The sequence below is a fragment of the Dokdonella fugitiva genome, assembly GCF_014138265.1.
Classification (GTDB): Bacteria; Pseudomonadota; Gammaproteobacteria; order Xanthomonadales; family Rhodanobacteraceae; genus Dokdonella_A; species Dokdonella_A fugitiva_A.
This window is the reverse complement of sequence record NZ_JACGXL010000006.1, coordinates 1-16884: the sequence shown is the minus strand read 5'-3', so window position 1 is coordinate 16884 and position 16884 is coordinate 1. Positions and strand designations below refer to the sequence as shown.

Sequence of the window (16884 nt, the reverse complement as noted above, 5' to 3'; positions counted from 1 at the left end):
ATCGTGGGCGCGTGAATGCCGGCCTGAACGAGGACTCGCCCAGCGACGCGACCGCGACGCTCACCGGCTTTTTCGCCGCGAGCGAGCTGCGCGTCGGTGACGTGCTCGGCGGCCGCTTCCGCATCGACGCGATGATCGGCATCGGCGGCATGGGTGTCGTCTACCGCGCGCACGACCTTTCGCTCGACATCGACGTCGCCCTCAAGCTGCTGCGTCCCGACCTCGCGCGCCGGCCCGAGGCGTTCGGCAACTTCCGCCAGGAACTGCTGCTCGCGCGCCAGGTGTCGAGCCCGCACGTGGTGCGCATCCACGACATCGCCGAGCACGAAGGCCGCTGGTTCATCAGCATGGACTTCATCGCCGGCGAATCGCTCGAGCACCGCCTCGACCGCGTGCGCAAGCTCGCGCCGGACGCGGCGGTCGCGATCGTGCGCGGCCTGCTCGAGGGTCTCGGCGCGGCGCACCAGCGCGGCGTCGTGCACCGCGACCTCAAGCCCGCCAACGTGCTGCTCGGCGACGGCGACCACGCCTACATCACCGACTTCGGCGTCGCGCGCATCCTCGGCGCGACCGGCATGACGCAGACCGGCATGATCGTCGGCACGCCGGAATACCTCTCGCCGGAACAGGCGCGCGGCGCGCCGATCGACGCGCGCAGCGACCTCTACGCGGTCGGCCTCATCTTCTACGAGATGCTCGCCGGCGAGCTGCCGTTCTCCGGCGGCACGCCCGCGGAAGCGGTCGTGCAGCGCCTGCTGCGCCCGCCGCCGTCGCTGGCCAAGGCGCGGCCCGACCTGCCCGGCTGGCTGCACGCGTTCAGCGAGCGCCTGCTCAAGGTCAATCCCGCCCATCGCTTCGCGTCCGCGCGCGACGCGCTGCGCGCTCTCGAAGCGAAGCGCGTGCCGCGACCGCCGCTCGACCGGCGCGCGCTGCTCGCCGGCGCACTCGCGCTGCTCGCGTGCACGGCTGCAGGCTCCTGGCTCTGGCGCCATCCGTGGACCACGCTCGCACCGCCCGCGACGGTCGCACCCGTCGTGCCGCGCGTCGCCGTGCTGCCGCTGTTCGCACCCACAGGCGACGCCGAACTCGCCGCGGCCGCGCGCGGACTCGACGAACACCTCGCGACGTGGCTGCGCAACGATGCGGGCGCCGCGTCGATCCCGCGCCGGCGCGTGCTCGACGCGCTCGCGCGCGTCGCGCCGGACCAGCCGCGCGACGTGCTGCTGCGCCGACTCGCCGACGTCGCCGGCGCGGCGAACGCGACGCGCCTCGTGCACGGCACGCTCGCGCGCGACGGGCAAGCGCTGCGCCTGCAGCTCTGGTCGGGCGATCCGTCCTCGCCGCTGGGCGAAGCGGTCGTCGACGTGCACGGCGCGAACGCGGCGGCGCTGTTCACGGCGTATCGCGACGCGACCACGAAGTGGCTCGCGGCATCGAAGCTGCACGCCGGCGCGGCGCCGCCGCTGTCGGCCGACGCGCTCGTCGCGTACGGCGGTGCGCTGGCTGCCCTCGATCGCCACGAGCCCGCGCCGGCGGCGACCGCGCTCGCCCCGCTCGCCGCGCAGGATCCGGCGAGTGCCCTCGTCGCGCGCGCGCTGCTCGACGCGCAGTCGGAGGCGCAACAGGAGCTGCCGGCGGAGAACACGCGCGCCGCCGTACTGCAGCACTTCGACCACGACGACAGCGCGCTCGGTCGTGAGCTGCGCGTGCGCGCGCTCGACGACGCGGCGAAGGCGCGAGCGCTGCTCGACGCGTCGCTGCAGGCGTTCCCGCACGATCCGCCGCTCGCGCTGCTCGACGCGGAAACGCGCGTGGCCGATGGCGACGGCGTCGGCGCACTCGCGCAGCTGCACCGCTACGTCAAGGAGGACGACCAGGACGCGCGCGCGTGGTTCCTGCTCGGCCGCACCTCGATCCAGCAGGGTGAAGCGCAGCCCGCCGTCGACGAATACCTCGTGCACGCGCTCGTGCTCGACACGCGCTCGCGCGACGCGGCCGCCGAGGCCGAGGTGCGCAACGCGCTCGGCATCGGCTACGAGCGGCTCGGCCAGCTCGACGCCGCGGCCGAGCAGTACACGCGCGCCGCGGCGACGCGCGAGCGGCTCGGCGACACGCTCGGCCTGAGCAAGACCTTGCGCAACCTCGCGATCGTGCAGGCGGAGCGCGGCGAGCGCGAGGCCGCCGAGCGCACGCTCGATCGCGTCAAGGGCATGCTCGAACGACTCGGTGATCGCGCGAGCCTGGCCGACCTCGCCAACGACCGCGGCGTGATCGCCGAGGAACGCGGCGACGACGCGGCCGCGCTCGCGGCCTACCGCGAGGCCCTCGCGCTGCGCCAGCAGCTCGACCTGCCCGACCAGGTCGCCGAGAGCCTCAACAACGTCGGCTTCAGCTCGTTCCGCCTCGGCCAGTTCGACAATGCGCTCGTGTACTGGCAGCAAGCGGAAGCGTTGTATCGCCAGCTCGACGACAACAACGGCCTGCTGCGCGTCGAGCAGAGCATCGGCCTGCTCGACATCGCGCGCGGGCATTTCGCCGCGGCGCGCGAACGCCTGCAGAAGACCCTGCGCGACGCCGAGGATCGCCAGCTCGGCGAGGAAGCGTCTGCCGCGCACCTCGACCTCGGCGAACTCGCGCTGGCCGAAGGCCGCTGGGCCGACGGGCTCGCGCACGCGCAGCGCGCGGAACAGCTCGCCGCACGCCGGTCCGACCAGCGCATGCAGATCGAAGCGACCCTGCTGCAGGCGCGCCTGTCGAGCGTGCTCGGCGACGATGCAGCCACCGACGCCGCGCTCGCGAAGGTGCCGGCCGAGCACGCCAACGCCGACCAGCGCGCGATGCGGCTGCTCGTCGCCGCGGCGCAGCTGCAGTCGCGCGGCGACTTCGTCGCGGCCGCGGCGAAACTCGACGATGCGGCGACCGCGGCGAACGAGGCGCACAGCGGCAAGGTCGCCGTCGAGATACGCCTGCAGCGCGTGCGGCTCGCGTTCGCGACGCCCGGCAAGCCGACGCGTGCGGACGCGTCGCTCGCGGCGTTGCGCGCCGACGCCGCGCAACTCGCCGAAGTGCCGACGCGGCTCGCCTGGCTCGAACTCGAGATCGCCTCCGCGTTGCAGGCCGGCGACCGCACCCGCGCCGCGCGCCGCTACCGCGAAGCGCTGCCGCTGCTCAAGGACACCGGTCGCGCGGCCGACGCCTACTTCATCCACGCGCTCGGCGCGCGCGCCTTCGCGCCCGATGCGGCCGAGGCCACCGCGGCGACGACTGCAGCCGCGGCCGCACGCGCGGAGCTGCTCGGTGACGCGCCCGAGGCCGCGCGCGCGAACCTGGAACAGCGCCTGCAGCGGCGCTTGCGCGAGGAAGGCGGCGATGCCCGTTGACCCGCCCTCGCCGACCGAGATGCGCGCGCAGCTCGCCGAGCTGCTGCAGGCCCACCAGGCGCTGACCGAACGGCTGCGCCAGGGCCAGGCGTCCTTCCAGCGGATCGCGCGTTCGGTCTGGCGCGTGCAGGAGGAAGAACGCAGCCGCTTCGCGCGCGAGTTGCACGACGGCGTCGGCCACAACCTCACCGCGATGCTGCACCTGATCAAGGAAGCGCTCGCGGCGTTGCCGGACGACCCGCGCTGCCGCCACGCACGCGACGAACTCGTCCACGCGCAGGCGATCGGCGACACGACCCTGCAGGACACGCGCGCGCTGTCGCGCCTGCTGCGCCCGCAGATCCTCGACGACCTCGGCCTCGAGCCCGCGCTGCGCTGGCTCGCGCGCTCGTTCTCCGAGACGCACGGCATCGACACGCATCTCGACTACCATGCGCCGCCCGCGGGCATCGACGCCGACCGCTCGACGCTGGTGTTCCGCCTCGTGCAGGAAGCGCTCGCCAACACCGCCAAGCACGCGTCGGCGCGCCACGTGGCGATCGCGTTCGACGGTCGCGGCGAGCGCGCCAGCTTGCGCGTGCGCGACGACGGCAGCGGCTGCGACGTCGAAGCCGCCCTCGCGCGCGGCCGCCACGGCGGCAGCAGCGGCCTCGGCGGCATGCGCGATCGTGCGCGCCTGTTCGGTGGTTCCCTGCAGTTCGAATCCACGCCGGGTGCCGGTTTCGGCATGTCGGTGTCCTTCCCGCTATCGGATGCCTCCCCGGGAGCGAGCCCATGATCCGCCTGTTGATTGCCGATGATCACACCGTGTTGCGCGAATGCCTCGTCGCGATGCTGCGCGAGAGCGGCGACTGCGTCGTCGTCGGCGAAGCCGGCGACGGCATCAGCGCCGTCGAACAAGCGCTCGCACTGCAGCCCGACATCGCCGTCATCGACATCTCGATGCCGCGCCTGTCCGGCATCGACGTCGTGCGCCGGCTGACCGAGGAATTGCCGCGCACCAAGGTGCTCGTGCTGACCATGCACGAGGAGGACGAGTACGCCGTGCAGATGGTGCGCGCGGGCGCGTCGGGCTACCTCGTCAAGAACACCGCGACGCACGAACTGCTCAACGCGATCCGCACGATCGCCGCCGGCGGCGTCTACTTCGGCCCTTACGCGACGAAGATCCTCGCCAGCCAGCTCAAGCACCCGCAACCCGAAGATCCGTACGGTGCCCTGTCCGACCGCGAGCGCGAAGTGCTGCACCTCGTCGTCGACGGCCTCACGATCAAGGAGATCGCCAACAAGCTCGGCATCAGCGCGAAGGCGGCCGAGAACCGCCGCAGCCGCGTGCTCGCCAAGCTCGGCGTGCGCAACAGCGCCGAGCTCGTGCGCTACGCGGTGCGCAAGCGGATCGTCGACTGAGGCGATCGCAGGCGTGCACGGCCTGCTGCGCCGTGCGCTCGCGACGACGAGGACCACGCCTGTCGATCGGGCGTCGTGCGCGGCACAATCCTTCCGCTCGACTCAGAGGAGATGCCCATGGACCGGTTCACGGGTGGTTGCTTGTGCGGCGACGTCCGGCTCGTCGCGACGGGTCGGCCGTATCGCGTCGGCCTGTGTCATTGCCTCGATTGCCGCAAGCACCACGGCGCGCTGTTCCATGCGTCCGCGATATTTACCGAGGCCGCCGTCAGCGTCGAAGGCGAAACGCGCTCATACGCGGGCCGGCATTTCTGCGTGCGCTGCGGTTCCTCGGTGTTTGGACGCAGCGCGGACGAAATCGAAGTGAGCCTCGGGTCGCTGGACGCCATCGACCAGTTCATGCCGACCTACGAACTGTGGACGATCCGCCGCGAGTCGTGGCTGCCGCCGTTCCCGCTCGCGCGGCACTACGAGCGTGATCGCGAATCGACGGACCGCTTCGAGGGCTAGGCCCGCGCCAGCGTCACTCCGAGCGTCCGAACCGCTTCGCCGAGGCGATCACGAGCTTGGCGCGCTCGATCTCGCGATTCCTCGGCGTGCTCAGGGTGAACAGCGAGTTGATGAGCGTGGTGGCCGCCGCGCTGACCTGCTCGACCGCAGCGTTGAACACCGCTTCGTTCGCCTTGGACGGCGTATTGAACCCGCTCAGCTTGCGCACGAACTGCAGCGCGGACGCGCGGATCTCGTCCTCCGTCGCCGGCGGATCGAAGTTGTACAGCGTCTTGATGTTCCTGCACATGGAAGCCTCCTGCGCTCGTCACGCGAGGACGACGCCGACGCACGCCGCCTCGGACCTTCCTGATGTTAGCGCAATCCGATCGAGGGTCAGGCCGCGCCGTGCTCGACCGTCGCCTTGATGTCCCTCAGGTCCTCGAGGATCGCCTTGCGGATCACGCCCTTGAACAACAGTTTCATCGGGATCGCCTGCAGCGTCGCGACGAAGCCCTGCGGTCGCGAATCGTGCGAACTCGTCAAGGTGACGCCATCGTCCGCTTGCGACAGGCGCATCGTGGTCACGAACACGAACCCGTCGCTTTCCGCACGCGTCTCGTAGAACTCGTTCTCGACGGCTTGCGTGATCCACTTCTCGACGGCCACCGGTTTGCCGAACAGCATTCGCGTCTCGCGCCACTTCAGCCCGACGAGGCCCTGATCCGGCGTCCCGACGATCTCGATGCGCTCGATTCCACGAATGATGCTCGCAGCGTTCGCGATGTCGGTGATCGTCGCCCAGATCGCCGACTTCGCGCCGCTGATGGTGGTCCGCGCTTCGACGATCACGGCGATCTCCCATGGGATGGGCACTGCGACGAATGGTAGCAGCGCACCGGCGTGGCCTCGCGCACGATCCGTGGCGTATGCATCGGGGTTACGACGCGTCGGATTCCCGGCGCGGAGGCGGCTCCGAATTCGTTCCGACGGCATGGGCAACCGGCTCCCCGGCGCCGTGCAGCGTAATGAGCGTAGGCGCGATTGCGCTGCTCCCGATCGAGGCAAAGCACCGTTCGCACGTCGGTCGACCTTCCGCTCCGCGATGGATCAGCTGCGACTTGGTGGCGATGGATTTGTCGCAGTGGAAGATGTCCGGCCTAAGCGAGCCGTCCGGCAGCGACGTCGCGTGCTAGCGCGATGAAGGCTTGGAAGGCAGCGGAAGCATTGCGTCGATTGGAATAATAGAGGCACAGCGGCGAAAGCGGCGGAGTCCAGTCTTCGAGAATGCGCACGAGCCGTCCCGCCGCGATGTCGTCGCGTACATCGGCCTCCATGAAATAGCCGACGCCTACGCCGTTCATCACCGCGATCCGCGCCAGGGAGGGTTCGTCCAGGGTGAGGGGTCCTTCGACGTCGAGCTGCAGTTCTTCGCCGCCTTTCTCGAACCGCCATCGAAGCAATGCGCCGTTCGGAAGCCGCCCGCGAACACAGGGATAGGCGGACAGTTCCTGCGGACGCTGGGGGACAGCTCTACCTTCGAAGAAGGCGGGGGACGCCGCAACCGCTATCCGTCGCGTCTGGCTCAACGGTATCGCAATCGCGTCGCTGGGTACGAGGTCCGCGCTGCGCACTCCCAGATCGAAACCCGCCGCAACGACATCGACAAGTCGCCCCTCGGTGACGATGTCGATATGAACCCGCGGATAGCGCTGTAGATATCTCAGGACCAGCGGCGCCATGATCTCGCGCGCCGCCGTCGCAAAGGTGTTGATGCGCAAGGTGCCGGACGGCATCTCCTGCTGAGAGCGAGCGGTATCCATCGCGGTCTGGATACCCTCGAGCGCTGGCTCGATCTGTGCGACGAAGACGCGCCCTGCGTAGGTGAGCGAAACGCTGCGTGTGGTGCGGTTGAACAACCGCACGGCGAGCTCTCGTTCGAGTTTGGCCACCGCGTTGCTGATCGCCGTGGTCGACATCCCGAGATCGAGCGCTGCTGCCCGGAACGAACCGCATCTGACAATGGCCAAAACCGCCTCGAGCTCGGCCAGCGAATGGCGGGTCATTGTTGCGGCATCCGTAACACCCCGTCCCGGTTTATCTCGATTATCGGGAAGAAGTTTAGCCGCTAGATTGGCCTCGTGAACCAACGAGGAGATGACCATGTCATTGGAGTTGCCCAAGCCGATTGCCGGCTACATCGAAGCAAACGCCCGTCTCGATCTCGAGGGCATGGTGAAGCATTTTCGGCCCGACGCCGTCTTTACAGACAATGGCAAGCGTTTCATGGGGCTGGGTGAAATCCGCCGGCTGCTCGAGGAAGAGGTGATCGCGGTCAAGGCGATCTTCGAGCCCGATACGGTTCGGGAAGACGATGGCGACGTGGTGCTCGAAGGTCCGGCTCATGGTGAGTTCCCTGGCAGCCCGATCCGTTTCACCTACCGTTTCACGATCGTGGAGGGTGCCATCGAGACCCTGGAGGCGAAGGTATGGGCCTGAAGGCAGATCCGACCGAGTTCGCCGGCAAGCGCGTGCTCGTCAGTGGCGGCACCAAGGGGCTCGGCCGGGCCACGGTCGAGCGTTTCCTCGCCGGAGGAGCACGCGTCGTCACCGCCGCCCGCACGATCCGTGATCCCATAGCGGGCGTCGACTATGTCCGGGCGGACCTGACGACCGCGGAGGGCGGTGAAGCCCTTGCCAACGCAGCGCTCGAGCAGCTCGGTGGCATCGACATCCTTGCCCATGTCGTCGGTGGCTCGTCTTCCCCGGCGGGTGGCTTCGCCGCACTGACGGACGACCATTGGCTCGCCGAGCTGAACCTCAATCTGCTCGCCACGGTGCGCCTCGACCGCCTGTTGATCCCGCAAATGCTCGAGCGAGGCGACGGCACCGTGGTGCACGTCACGTCGATCCAGTCGGTCCTGCCGCTGCCCGAGTCCACAACGGGCTACGCCGCCGCCAAGGCCGCGCTCAGGACATACAGCAAGTCGCTTTCGAAGGAGCTCGGTCCCAAGGGTGTGCGGGTCAACTCCGTTTCACCCGGCTGGATCATGACGGAGGCGACCGGAGACTTTCTCGAGCGGCTTCGGGCGGCCAATGGCGGCACGATCGAGGACGCGCGTCAGTCCGTGCTCGATGCCTTGGGCGGGATCGCGATCGGGCGAGGAGCCGAGCCCGAAGAGGTAGCCGACCTGATCGCCTACCTCGCCTCTGATCGTGCGGCGGCGATCCACGGCGCCGAGTTCGTCATCGATGGCGGGACCATCAGGACGGTCTGATCGCTGCCTTCCGGCGTTCGCGGCAGCGCGGGCGCCGGGACCGACCCGCTCCGGCGGACCAGCAAGCCCTGACGGAACCTCGACGCGAGAGAGGGCGCCCATGAAACGAGAATTGCCGACGATGCCGGACACTTCATCCTGCGAGCGCTGCAGCTGGGCCCAGGGAGACCCGCTGATGCGCGACTACCACGATGCCGAATGGGGCGTACCGCAGCGAAACGCTCGAATGCTGTGGGAAATGCTGATGCTGGAGGGATTCCAGGCAGGGCTTGCCTGGATCACCATCCTGCGCAAGCGCGAAGCCTTTCGAGCCGCCTTCGCGGGTTTCGATCCGGTCAAGATCGCCGCGTTCGGCAAGCGGGACGTCGATCGCTTGATGGCGGACCCCGGCATCGTGCGTGCGCGGGCCAAGATCGAAGCCACCATCAGAGGCGCGCAAATCTACTGCGACATGCACGATCGCGGCGAAGACTTCTCGACGTTCTGCTGGTCGTTCACGGGTGGAGCGCCGATCCTTGGTGACGGCGAGAGCCGGGTTGCAAGCACGGCCCTGTCCGAAACAATCTCCAAGGCGTTGAAGCGGCGCGGCTTCACGTTCGTCGGACCGACCATTACCTACGCCTGGATGCAAGCGGTCGGCATCGTCAATGATCATTCACTTCGGTGCTTTCGACGCCGCGTCGACTCCGAAAGAGCCCGCGGCATGGCTGCGACGACACCATAGTCAAGGCAGAACTCCAATCACGCCCGGAACGCCCGGACTGGCGATGACGGAGCCATCGATCAAATCAACCACGCCACGCGCTGACGCGCGCAACCACGACCATCCGTGTTGCTCTGAAAATGAACCTGGACTCTATTTGCTAAGCGCGCAAGGTCGGCCCGCGGTCACGCGCCCGCGGCCGTCACCGACGCACGGCCTTCCCGAACCGCAAGCCAGAGCGCAATCGCAGCGGACACCGCAGCCGGAATGAAGAATACGAGCTGCCCGAGGGACCCGTTGCCGTGCAACGTGATGAGCGCAAGCGCGGTCGCGCTGCTGCCGATCGCGAGCGCGGCGACGAGGAGACTCGCGAACCAGCGCACGCGGATCGAAAACCCCGCGAGCACGAGCGCGACGAAGGCAGCGAAGATCGCGAGCAGGCCCCACGGCAGCAACCAGAGCGCCGTCTCGAGCAGCACGCCGAGGAAGCCGAGCAGCGAGTGCGCCGAGATCGCGGTGCCGAGCACGAGGAATGCCGCGGCGAGTGCGATCGAGGGCAGCGCGAGGAAGAGACTCGACAGGTACAGCAGCGTTCGCATAGGCATCGATCCGACGTCGTCAGGTCGTTTCCCGGACCTGGAAGATGTTGCCCTCCGGATCGCACGCATTGCAGACGACGAATCCCGGCCCGTTCCATCGCTCGCCGGACACATCGCCGCCGAGGCGCGTCGCCGTCGCCTTCGCCGTTTCGATGCTCGGCACCGTGAAGAAGAACTTCAGCGCCGTGTCCTCGCGTCGCTGCGGCGGCGACGTGATCTCGATGCCCGCGGCGATGGCGGCGGGAATCCGGTGCACGAGCAACTGGATGTCCGCGGATTCGAGCACGATGAGTTCATCGGTCGCGTGCAAGCGAACCATGTCGGCCACCGACGCGTAGAACGTCGCGAGGCGCTCGGCATCCTTGGCGTACACGAAAAGCCCTGCGCGTGCGGGACCCGGCATGTCGACCTCCAGTCTGTGGTGCGTCGATCGTAGCCGATCGAACGCATCGAAGCGCACGCGTCGCCATGCAGCGCGCGGCTCGCCCACCAGCGATCGCCCGGGCCGCGTTCCGGATACGCGCGACCGACCAGCGCGTGCTGGACGATGCCCTCGAGTGCACCCGCGGCACCCCGCGGCATCGGGAAGCGGACGCCAGGCTTGCGGAGCAGGAACGCGTCGGTGAGGAAGCGCACGAGCACGCACGCGTACTCCGTGTCGAACTCGCGGGTCGCAATGATCGGTCCCGTGGTCGGCGAATGACTGCTGCCGAGCCAAAACAGCCATGCGCGGTTCACTGCCGGCCCGATGATCCGTTCGCAAGCCGCGCGATCACGAGCTCGAGCAATGCCCGAAGGCGAGGCAGTCGACGCAGATCCCGGTGATAGCCGACCCAAGTATCGCGACCAGGCGGCTCGGTGCCCAAGTCGATCGGCTCGATGCCAGCGGTGGCATCGGCCAATGGAATCGGCAGTACCGCGATACCCACACCGTGAGCGCACATCCTGGCCTGCACGTCGCGGCTGTTGCTGCGGAAAACCGTGCGCGCCTTCGGCAACATCGTTTGCAGCCAGCTGTCGTCGGGCACGCCCGCGAACGCGGAGTCCAGCGCCAGCAACGCACTGCCGGTGCCATCGCCCGCCATCGGATGGGCGATTCCCCGGCGCAGGTAGGCGCGATAGCGCATGTGCAACAACTTTCGCGAGACGACGTCCGGCTCATCGAACGGCCTGATGCGGAACGCCACATCGGCCTCGCGACGGGAAAGGCTCAGGAAGCGCGCATCCGTCAGCAACTCGATCGTGACCTTGGGATGGAGGACCGAAAACTCCGCAAGTACCGGCGTGAGGACATGTGCGCCGAACCAATCCGACGAGGTGATTCGCAGCAGGCCTTCGAGTTGCTGCGTTTGCCCCGCAAGCCGACGCTCGATGGCGAGCGCTTCCGCTTCCATGCGTTCGGCATGACCCAGCAGGGTGGAACCTTCGTCGGTCAGGACGAAACCGTCCTTGGTCCGCTGGAAAAGCGTGTGTCCGAGCGCGTCCTCCAGGACGCGCAATCGTCGCCCCATGGTTGGCTGCGTCTGCGCCAGTTTCCGGGCGGCGGCCCCCAGCGTTCCTTCCTGGGCAATGGCCAAGAAGATGCGTAAATCGCTCCATTCCATGCGAAATCGGCTGCCGAGGCCGTGTGATTATTCTCATGCAATTATGCATGAGCGTCATGCCGATATGCCCATGCGCGTGCATTATCGACTGACCTAGAATGCGTGACACGGGTTGCGACTCGGGCCATCTCGCCTCGCGATATCCCGGTCATTCATGGGACAGACGCAGGAGTTCACCTTGCATCATTTCCGGCGCGTGATAGCCGTTGCCAAGAAACTGATCTTGGCGTTCGCCGCCCTGTTCGGCGCCGTGCTGTTTGTCCGCATGCTGTTGCTGCCGGGACTACAGGCCATATTCCATCCCGACGACTCCGTCACGAGCCTGCTGCGGCGGACCGGCATTTTCGTCTTCGCCGTGCTGGCCTACTGGGCCTACGTCCGCATTGTCGAAGCCCGCAATGCCAGTGAACTGCGCCCCGCGCCACTCGCGATCATGCTCGGTGGCGCATCCGGCGGCCTGCTGGTGGCGATTTCGATGCTGGTGGTGCTTGCGCTCGGTGCGTATGAGATCACTGCCTACCATGGACTGCAGCGCGGCCTGCTCGGCATCGCCGGTCTGATCGTGATTGCCGCAACCCTGGAAGAAATCGCCTACCGTTGCATCCTTTTCCGCATCCTGGAAAGCGCCTGGGGCACCGTCCCGGCATTGTGCGTGCAATCCGTGATTTTCGCGCTCGGTCATCTCGAAAATATCGAGGGCCGCGCCAGCATGCAGGAACTGGTCACGATGATCGTGTCGGTAACCCTGACCGGCGCACTGTGGACCCTCGTGTTCGTGCTTTCGCGCAACCTCTGGGTCGCAGCAGCGAATCACGCTGCGTGGAACTTCACGATCATCCTCTCCGGATTACCCTTGTCAGGCATTGAAGACTGGCGTCGCATGGCACCGATGGTCGGCGAGTATCGCGGCCCGGTCTGGCTGACAGGCGGTTTGTTCGGTCCAGAAAGCTCCATCGTCACGATCGTCATGCTCGCGGTCACCGTCCCTGCCATGCTGTACTGGGCCCAGCGAAAGCATCGTCTCATCGGCGGCGCGACACCGCGTGTCGATACGCTGAAGCCACCGCAACCGGAAGCCCGTCCTGCCTGAAGCCTCGTCGGCACGCGGCATCGCCGCATCACTGACCGAACATGGGTCGCCGCGCGTCATGTCCAAACTCGACCAGAACGACGTCCAGGTCGCCAACGTCCATGGCACGATCGGCTGGCATGGCCACGCAGCGCGTGGCCAGCCAACTAGCGATCGGCCGGGCCGCGTTCCGGATACGCGCGACCGACCCGCGCGTGCTGGACGACCCCATCAGGGGCACCCGCGGCGTCCTGCGGCATCGGGAAACGAACGCCGGGTTTGCGAAGCAGGAACGCGTCGATGAGGAAACGCACGAGCGCGCGATCGTAGGCAACGTCGGTGGCCGCGTACTGCTGCGGATCGCGATTGACCCACGATTCCGCGACGCGCACGCCACCCGGCGAGCCGTCGAGGCGCAGCGCATAGATCAAGGCGCCGCTCCAGCTGCGATGGAACCGCAGCCAACCGTCCTCGCCATAGATGAACCACTTGTCTTCCATCCGCTCCGGCACGAGGCCGAGCATGAGCTGCTCCGCCTCCGCGTCGGTGAAGACCGCGTCGAAACCGAGCGGCGCCGTTGCCTCAGGGGGAGGCAGGCATTTCCAGGAGGATCGCGTCGCGCGCATGCTGCCAGGCAAGATCGCCGAGAGGAACGGCTTGCCGCATGGTAACGCCGCGGGTCGAGCCTAGCTACATCCGTCCGATGGTCGTTATCGCGGAGTTCCACGGGCCGGTCCTTGCCTGGGATTCGCGCAGTTGGACGCCATCCCGAATCTGCTGCGTGAGCGCCACCATCCCGGGCGACCGGAATTCCGCGTTGAGGCTGTCGGCGATCGACAACAGCGCCGCATGGATGGCTTCGTCGCGCGCCGCGCGGTCGAGCGGGTAGTAGGTGTTGCCGATCGTGAGTTCGTACAGCTTCTGCAGCGCGCCGTCGTGCGCACGCAGGAGCTTCTTCCGCGATCGCAAGTGGATCGCGACGGCGTTCGGCGTGCCGTGATCGAGCGCCTCGACATACAGGGCGAGTATCCCGAACGGGAGTGCAGGATCAGCCACGCGCGCCAGGCCCGTTCCAACGCGATGGAGGATCGTGCCGTCGCGCAGGGAAAATTCGTCGATCGCGGACGCCGCCGCCAATCCCGTCGATCGTCCCGAAACACGGAGCTCCATCGCAGCGGCTGCCTTCCGTAGCGTTGCGGATCGGTGACGGTTACGCCGCGTCGGATGCCGGGCGAGGCGGAACCGAATACGTGCCGACGGCATGGGCGACCGGTTCTTCGAGGCCTTCGGAGTACAGATCGACCTCGCCGACGATCAGCGACTTCCCGACCTTCATGAGGCGACAGGTGCCGACAATCGCCGCGTCCGCCGCCGGCTTGCGCAGGAAGTTGATGCTGAGGCTCGTGGTGACCGCGAGCGGGACCAGGCCGATCTCGCCGAGGATCGCGACGTACAGCGCCACATCGGCGACCGCCACGAGCACCGGTCCCGAAACCGTTCCGCCGGGCCGCAACTCCGCGCTGCCGATCGCGTGGCGCACGGTCGCGCTGCGATGGCCGACATCGACGACGGTGCATTTCGTCTGCGGAAACTCACGCAGGAGGAAGCTCGCGATGTCGCTCTTCGTCGCGAGCGTGGGCGAGTGGTCGGCGGCAGGATTCATGCGGCGTCGGTCATCGGATCAAGTCCGGTCGCAAGGCGCTTTCGGCTCGCAGGTCATCAGTCCGCACGGCATGGCTTCAGCCAGCGACCGCACCGCCCCTCGGCGATGACCTTCACCAACGCTGCGCGTGAAGCCGCGTTCGGAATGTCGAAGCGCACGCGAATGGTCGCGAGCCGCGGCGCGAAGGCGAACGCCAGCCGCCTCCACAGGGAAGGCCTCGCCGTGTACACGAGACAGGTGAGGAAGGAACCCCACAATTCCGCAGCAAGGTGGGCATCGGTAGCGAGCACTTCCAGCAAATCGACGCGTTGCGCGTCAGCCGGCAACGGGCGACTGCTGTTCCATTGCCTGGAAGAGCCCACTGCGATGATCGACCTTGCGCCGTCGGCCGATCGCAGCACGATCTGGTTATCCAGACGAATGTCCGCGGCCCCGGATTCCGGAGAGTAGCGGGATTCTTTCTCGGTAATGACGATCTCGCCCACTCGGGAACCAATGCCTGAACTGGAGGGCCGCTGCCGCAGGGCTCCCAACATACCGCAACATCAGCGCGTCTGTCCGTACCGGCGCCGCCACGGCATGCTCGCTTTCCGCATCACCGAGTGACCGGCGAATGCGTGCGGACCGCGCAGCAAGATGACACGAGCACCTGCTGCTCTCCCCAAACCGAATACACGACTGCAGCCGCACCACTTGTCAAAGCGAACTCACTCGGTCACGTGCAAGGGGAGACCATACATGAATTGTTAGCCGTCATTGCGCTGCAAATGACCGCCCATGCGGGTTTTAGTTTGCGGGTCACCGCCAACGCAAGCAGTGCCAACGCAATCGGGAGAGCTAGCCACCAATAGTCAACGACGTAGCCATTTGCCTCAACCAGCCAGTCGGTGCCGCGAAACCCATCGATCGCGAGCTGAGGAGCGATGTAGGAGCTGTATGCGGTGAGCGGGATGGTTAACAAAACGAGGAAAGCGGAAACAACGCCATAGGATAGCGATGCGACTGTTGCAACGAACAGCCAGCGACGAGGAAAAGGCTTTCGCTCCCGATGCGTAACAACCAGGGGCCATATAACCGGCAGCCACGTAAGCGATGCATAGACGGATGCGACACACGCAATGTAGGTCAGGGTTTTTGCATCAAAAGCTGTGGTGTCTGCCATGACGGCTAAACGTCTGAATTAAGCCGAGCCGCGAAGCGGCTTCCGCTTGAACGAGGTGTCCGCTGGCCGCCTTACAACAGCCAACCGCGTGCAATCCCCTTGCGGCTGAGCAAGACGAGGCCGATGCCGACGGCAAGCACTACCGATTGCAGGACGACAACGACAGGACCCGCCAAACTAAGTCCGTCTGCCAGTACGAAGAGACCCATGTCCTGGACGATAATTCCGAGCAGGGAGAGTACAAAAACAGGAAGCGCCCATTTCTTGCGCAGGAGGAGCCCCATGGAACCCAGAGCTCCGCCGAACACCGCCATTGCGGTAGCTGCGACCGCCCAGCCAGGACGGGCGGCGTAAAGCGCTTGCTGCGCCTCGGGAAGCTTGGCGAGGTCTTCTGGCGAAAGGTTAAGGTCAGAGAAGAAAGCAATGCAGCCGAGCAGATTCCAGAGCAATGCGAGGACTGCGACGAACTTGAACCACGCCGGTGTGTTCACTCGATTTCTCCCCAGGGTGCGTACGAAATGTCGGGTCCAGCTGAAGCCTGATGTAAGCCGCGCCGCGAAGCGGCATCGGCTTGGACGAATTGTCAGGCCGACGGCGGTTACCAAGCAACCCGTTCCACAGCGCAGCCGGACCTGAGCGTGTTGTGGACCTCAGCCAGGCGATCGGTTTGCGCCAGCAAATGTTCGATTTGCTCCGGTGCTGCGGTCGAATCCACGCGGGCGCGATAGCTGACCGACTCGGCGCCGGCTCCGATGCCGTTGAAGTGTGCGGTGGCGACAACTTCGCAACCGCTGATTTCAATTCCGAGGCGAGCAGCCTCGCGGTAGAGATCGTTGCAGTAGCAGGTGGCGAGTGCGGCCATGAGGAGCTCACCACCGTTCACCGAGCTTCCCGGGCCATGGGTCTTCGCGGCGACCTCGACGCGCTGAATGTTGCCCGCCGTGGCAACACGGACCTCGTGGCCATTCGCGTGATTGCGGATGTGCGCGGAGATTTCCATACGCGATCTTCCTTAAATGGGCGGCCCGACACCCGAGCAAAGCCACGCCGCGAAGCGGCGTCGGCTTAGATGATCAAACGGACAACGCTCGTGTCGCCACACGGCTTCGATGAGCCTGGCAGATCATGATGATCCGGACACGGGATCGCGAGCGGAGTCCGCCATGCATGCTACGCCGGACAATGTCGCCATTTCCACCGTCGCCATCGACCTCGCCAAGGACGTGTTCGAACTTACCTTCGTCGATGCCGATGCACGCATCGTCGAGCGCCGGCGGGTCAACCGAACCGAGTTCGCACGCGTGCTCGACAATCGCCCGCCGCTGCGCGTCGTGATGGAAGCCTGCGGTTCGGCGCATTATTGGGCGCGCCGGTTCGCGCGACAGCAACGCCCATCGGCCGCGTCGCGATCCCGAGTCGACTCCCGAATAAGGTGCTCTGGACCACCCCGGGTTTCTCGGACAGTCTAATTAGACACCGCCTGCGCGGCGAAGTCTTCGGGTGAGCGGTTGCCTAGCGCGCTGTGCAATC

21 protein-coding genes and 1 pseudogene are annotated in these 16884 nt (G+C 66.8%); 9 read left to right on the top strand and 13 right to left on the bottom strand.

All coding sequences use genetic code 11. From position 1 onward, the window contains the following. Positions 1-11 precede the first annotated feature (11 nt). From FHW12_RS16590 to FHW12_RS16575, 4 genes are all read left to right on the top strand, one after another. Positions 12-3380 (top strand): serine/threonine-protein kinase, encoded by a 3369-nt coding sequence (locus tag FHW12_RS16590; RefSeq protein ID WP_182532170.1) that lies wholly within the window; start codon positions 12-14, stop codon positions 3378-3380. Then, positions 3370-4158: a sensor histidine kinase gene (locus FHW12_RS16585; RefSeq protein ID WP_182532169.1), complete on the top strand. Its 789-nt coding sequence runs from the start codon at positions 3370-3372 to the stop codon at positions 4156-4158. Before FHW12_RS16590 ends, FHW12_RS16585 begins: the two co-directional genes overlap by 11 nt. After that, on the top strand, positions 4155-4787 hold the full coding sequence (locus FHW12_RS16580; RefSeq protein ID WP_182532168.1) for a response regulator transcription factor: 633 nt from the start codon (positions 4155-4157) through the stop codon (positions 4785-4787). Before FHW12_RS16585 ends, FHW12_RS16580 begins: the two co-directional genes overlap by 4 nt. 117 nt (positions 4788-4904) lie before the next feature. Further along, a complete protein-coding gene (locus FHW12_RS16575; RefSeq protein WP_182532167.1) occupies positions 4905-5297 on the top strand; it encodes a GFA family protein in 393 nt (130 codons plus the stop codon). A gap of 13 nt (positions 5298-5310) precedes the next feature. Here the strand turns inward: FHW12_RS16575 and FHW12_RS16570 are convergent, their stop codons facing one another. The 3 genes from FHW12_RS16570 to FHW12_RS16560 form a co-directional block, all read right to left on the bottom strand. Beyond that, complete coding sequence (locus FHW12_RS16570) at positions 5311-5586, bottom strand: DUF2277 domain-containing protein (protein WP_131999817.1); 276 nt, start codon at positions 5584-5586, stop codon at positions 5311-5313. Positions 5587-5672: 86 nt separating this feature from the next. Next, positions 5673-6128 (bottom strand): SRPBCC family protein, encoded by a 456-nt coding sequence (locus FHW12_RS16565; protein ID WP_182532166.1) that lies wholly within the window; start codon positions 6126-6128, stop codon positions 5673-5675. Between the two features lie 308 nt (positions 6129-6436). Continuing rightward, the gene (locus FHW12_RS16560) at positions 6437-7342 is read right to left on the bottom strand and encodes a LysR family transcriptional regulator (protein WP_182532165.1); all 906 of its coding nucleotides are present in this window, start codon (positions 7340-7342) and stop codon (positions 6437-6439) included. A 97-nt stretch (positions 7343-7439) separates the two neighbouring features. Between FHW12_RS16560 and FHW12_RS16555 the strand changes: the two genes are divergently transcribed. The 3 genes from FHW12_RS16555 (at position 7440) to FHW12_RS16545 (ending at position 9278) form a co-directional block, all read left to right on the top strand. Then, complete coding sequence (locus tag FHW12_RS16555) at positions 7440-7775, top strand: nuclear transport factor 2 family protein (protein WP_182532164.1); 336 nt, start codon at positions 7440-7442, stop codon at positions 7773-7775. Next, positions 7766-8554, top strand: a complete 789-nt coding sequence (locus FHW12_RS16550; RefSeq protein ID WP_182532163.1) for an SDR family oxidoreductase — start codon at positions 7766-7768, stop codon at positions 8552-8554. The genes FHW12_RS16555 and FHW12_RS16550 overlap by 10 nt, the downstream gene beginning before the upstream one ends. A 100-nt stretch (positions 8555-8654) precedes the next feature. Next, positions 8655-9278 carry a DNA-3-methyladenine glycosylase I gene (locus tag FHW12_RS16545; protein WP_259393123.1) on the top strand — a complete coding sequence of 208 codons (624 nt, stop codon included), beginning with the start codon at positions 8655-8657 and terminating at the stop codon, positions 9276-9278. 164 nt (positions 9279-9442) lie between these two features. On the opposite strand, the gene FHW12_RS16540 is transcribed toward FHW12_RS16545, so the two are convergent. From FHW12_RS16540 to FHW12_RS16530, 3 genes are all read right to left on the bottom strand, one after another. Next, positions 9443-9856 carry a hypothetical protein gene (locus tag FHW12_RS16540; RefSeq protein WP_182532162.1) on the bottom strand — a complete coding sequence of 138 codons (414 nt, stop codon included), beginning with the start codon at positions 9854-9856 and terminating at the stop codon, positions 9443-9445. 19 nt (positions 9857-9875) lie between these two features. Continuing rightward, entirely contained in the window at positions 9876-10259 is a 384-nt protein-coding gene (locus FHW12_RS16535) for a VOC family protein (protein WP_182532161.1), read from the bottom strand. A gap of 331 nt (positions 10260-10590) precedes the next feature. Continuing rightward, complete coding sequence (locus tag FHW12_RS16530) at positions 10591-11460, bottom strand: LysR family transcriptional regulator (RefSeq protein WP_182532160.1); 870 nt, start codon at positions 11458-11460, stop codon at positions 10591-10593. A 154-nt stretch (positions 11461-11614) separates the two neighbouring features. Between FHW12_RS16530 and FHW12_RS16525 the strand changes: the two genes are divergently transcribed. Then, entirely contained in the window at positions 11615-12550 is a 936-nt protein-coding gene (locus FHW12_RS16525) for a CPBP family intramembrane glutamic endopeptidase (protein WP_182532159.1), read from the top strand. Positions 12551-12696: 146 nt separating this feature from the next. Here the strand turns inward: FHW12_RS16525 and FHW12_RS16520 are convergent, their stop codons facing one another. The 7 genes from FHW12_RS16520 to FHW12_RS16490 form a co-directional block, all read right to left on the bottom strand. Beyond that, positions 12697-13053, bottom strand: a complete 357-nt coding sequence (locus tag FHW12_RS16520; RefSeq protein WP_220484518.1) for a hypothetical protein — start codon at positions 13051-13053, stop codon at positions 12697-12699. A gap of 166 nt (positions 13054-13219) precedes the next feature. Then, positions 13220-13699: a hypothetical protein gene (locus FHW12_RS16515; protein ID WP_182532158.1), complete on the bottom strand. Its 480-nt coding sequence runs from the start codon at positions 13697-13699 to the stop codon at positions 13220-13222. A 40-nt stretch (positions 13700-13739) separates the two neighbouring features. After that, entirely contained in the window at positions 13740-14192 is a 453-nt protein-coding gene (locus FHW12_RS16510) for a PaaI family thioesterase (RefSeq protein ID WP_182532157.1), read from the bottom strand. Between the two features lie 56 nt (positions 14193-14248). Then, positions 14249-14677: a hypothetical protein gene (locus FHW12_RS16505; RefSeq protein WP_182532156.1), complete on the bottom strand. Its 429-nt coding sequence runs from the start codon at positions 14675-14677 to the stop codon at positions 14249-14251. Positions 14678-14907: 230 nt separating this feature from the next. Next, a complete protein-coding gene (locus tag FHW12_RS16500) occupies positions 14908-15354 on the bottom strand; it encodes a hypothetical protein (RefSeq protein ID WP_182532155.1) in 447 nt (148 codons plus the stop codon). Between the two features lie 71 nt (positions 15355-15425). Beyond that, on the bottom strand, positions 15426-15845 hold the full coding sequence (locus tag FHW12_RS16495) for a hypothetical protein (protein WP_182532154.1): 420 nt from the start codon (positions 15843-15845) through the stop codon (positions 15426-15428). Positions 15846-15952: 107 nt separating this feature from the next. Next, a complete protein-coding gene (locus FHW12_RS16490) occupies positions 15953-16354 on the bottom strand; it encodes an OsmC family protein (RefSeq protein ID WP_182532153.1) in 402 nt (133 codons plus the stop codon). A gap of 163 nt (positions 16355-16517) precedes the next feature. Between FHW12_RS16490 and FHW12_RS16485 the strand changes: the two are divergent. Then, positions 16518-16739 (top strand): annotated as a pseudogene (locus tag FHW12_RS16485) (IS110 family transposase); the annotation flags it as partial. Positions 16740-16884: the final 145 nt, after the last annotated feature.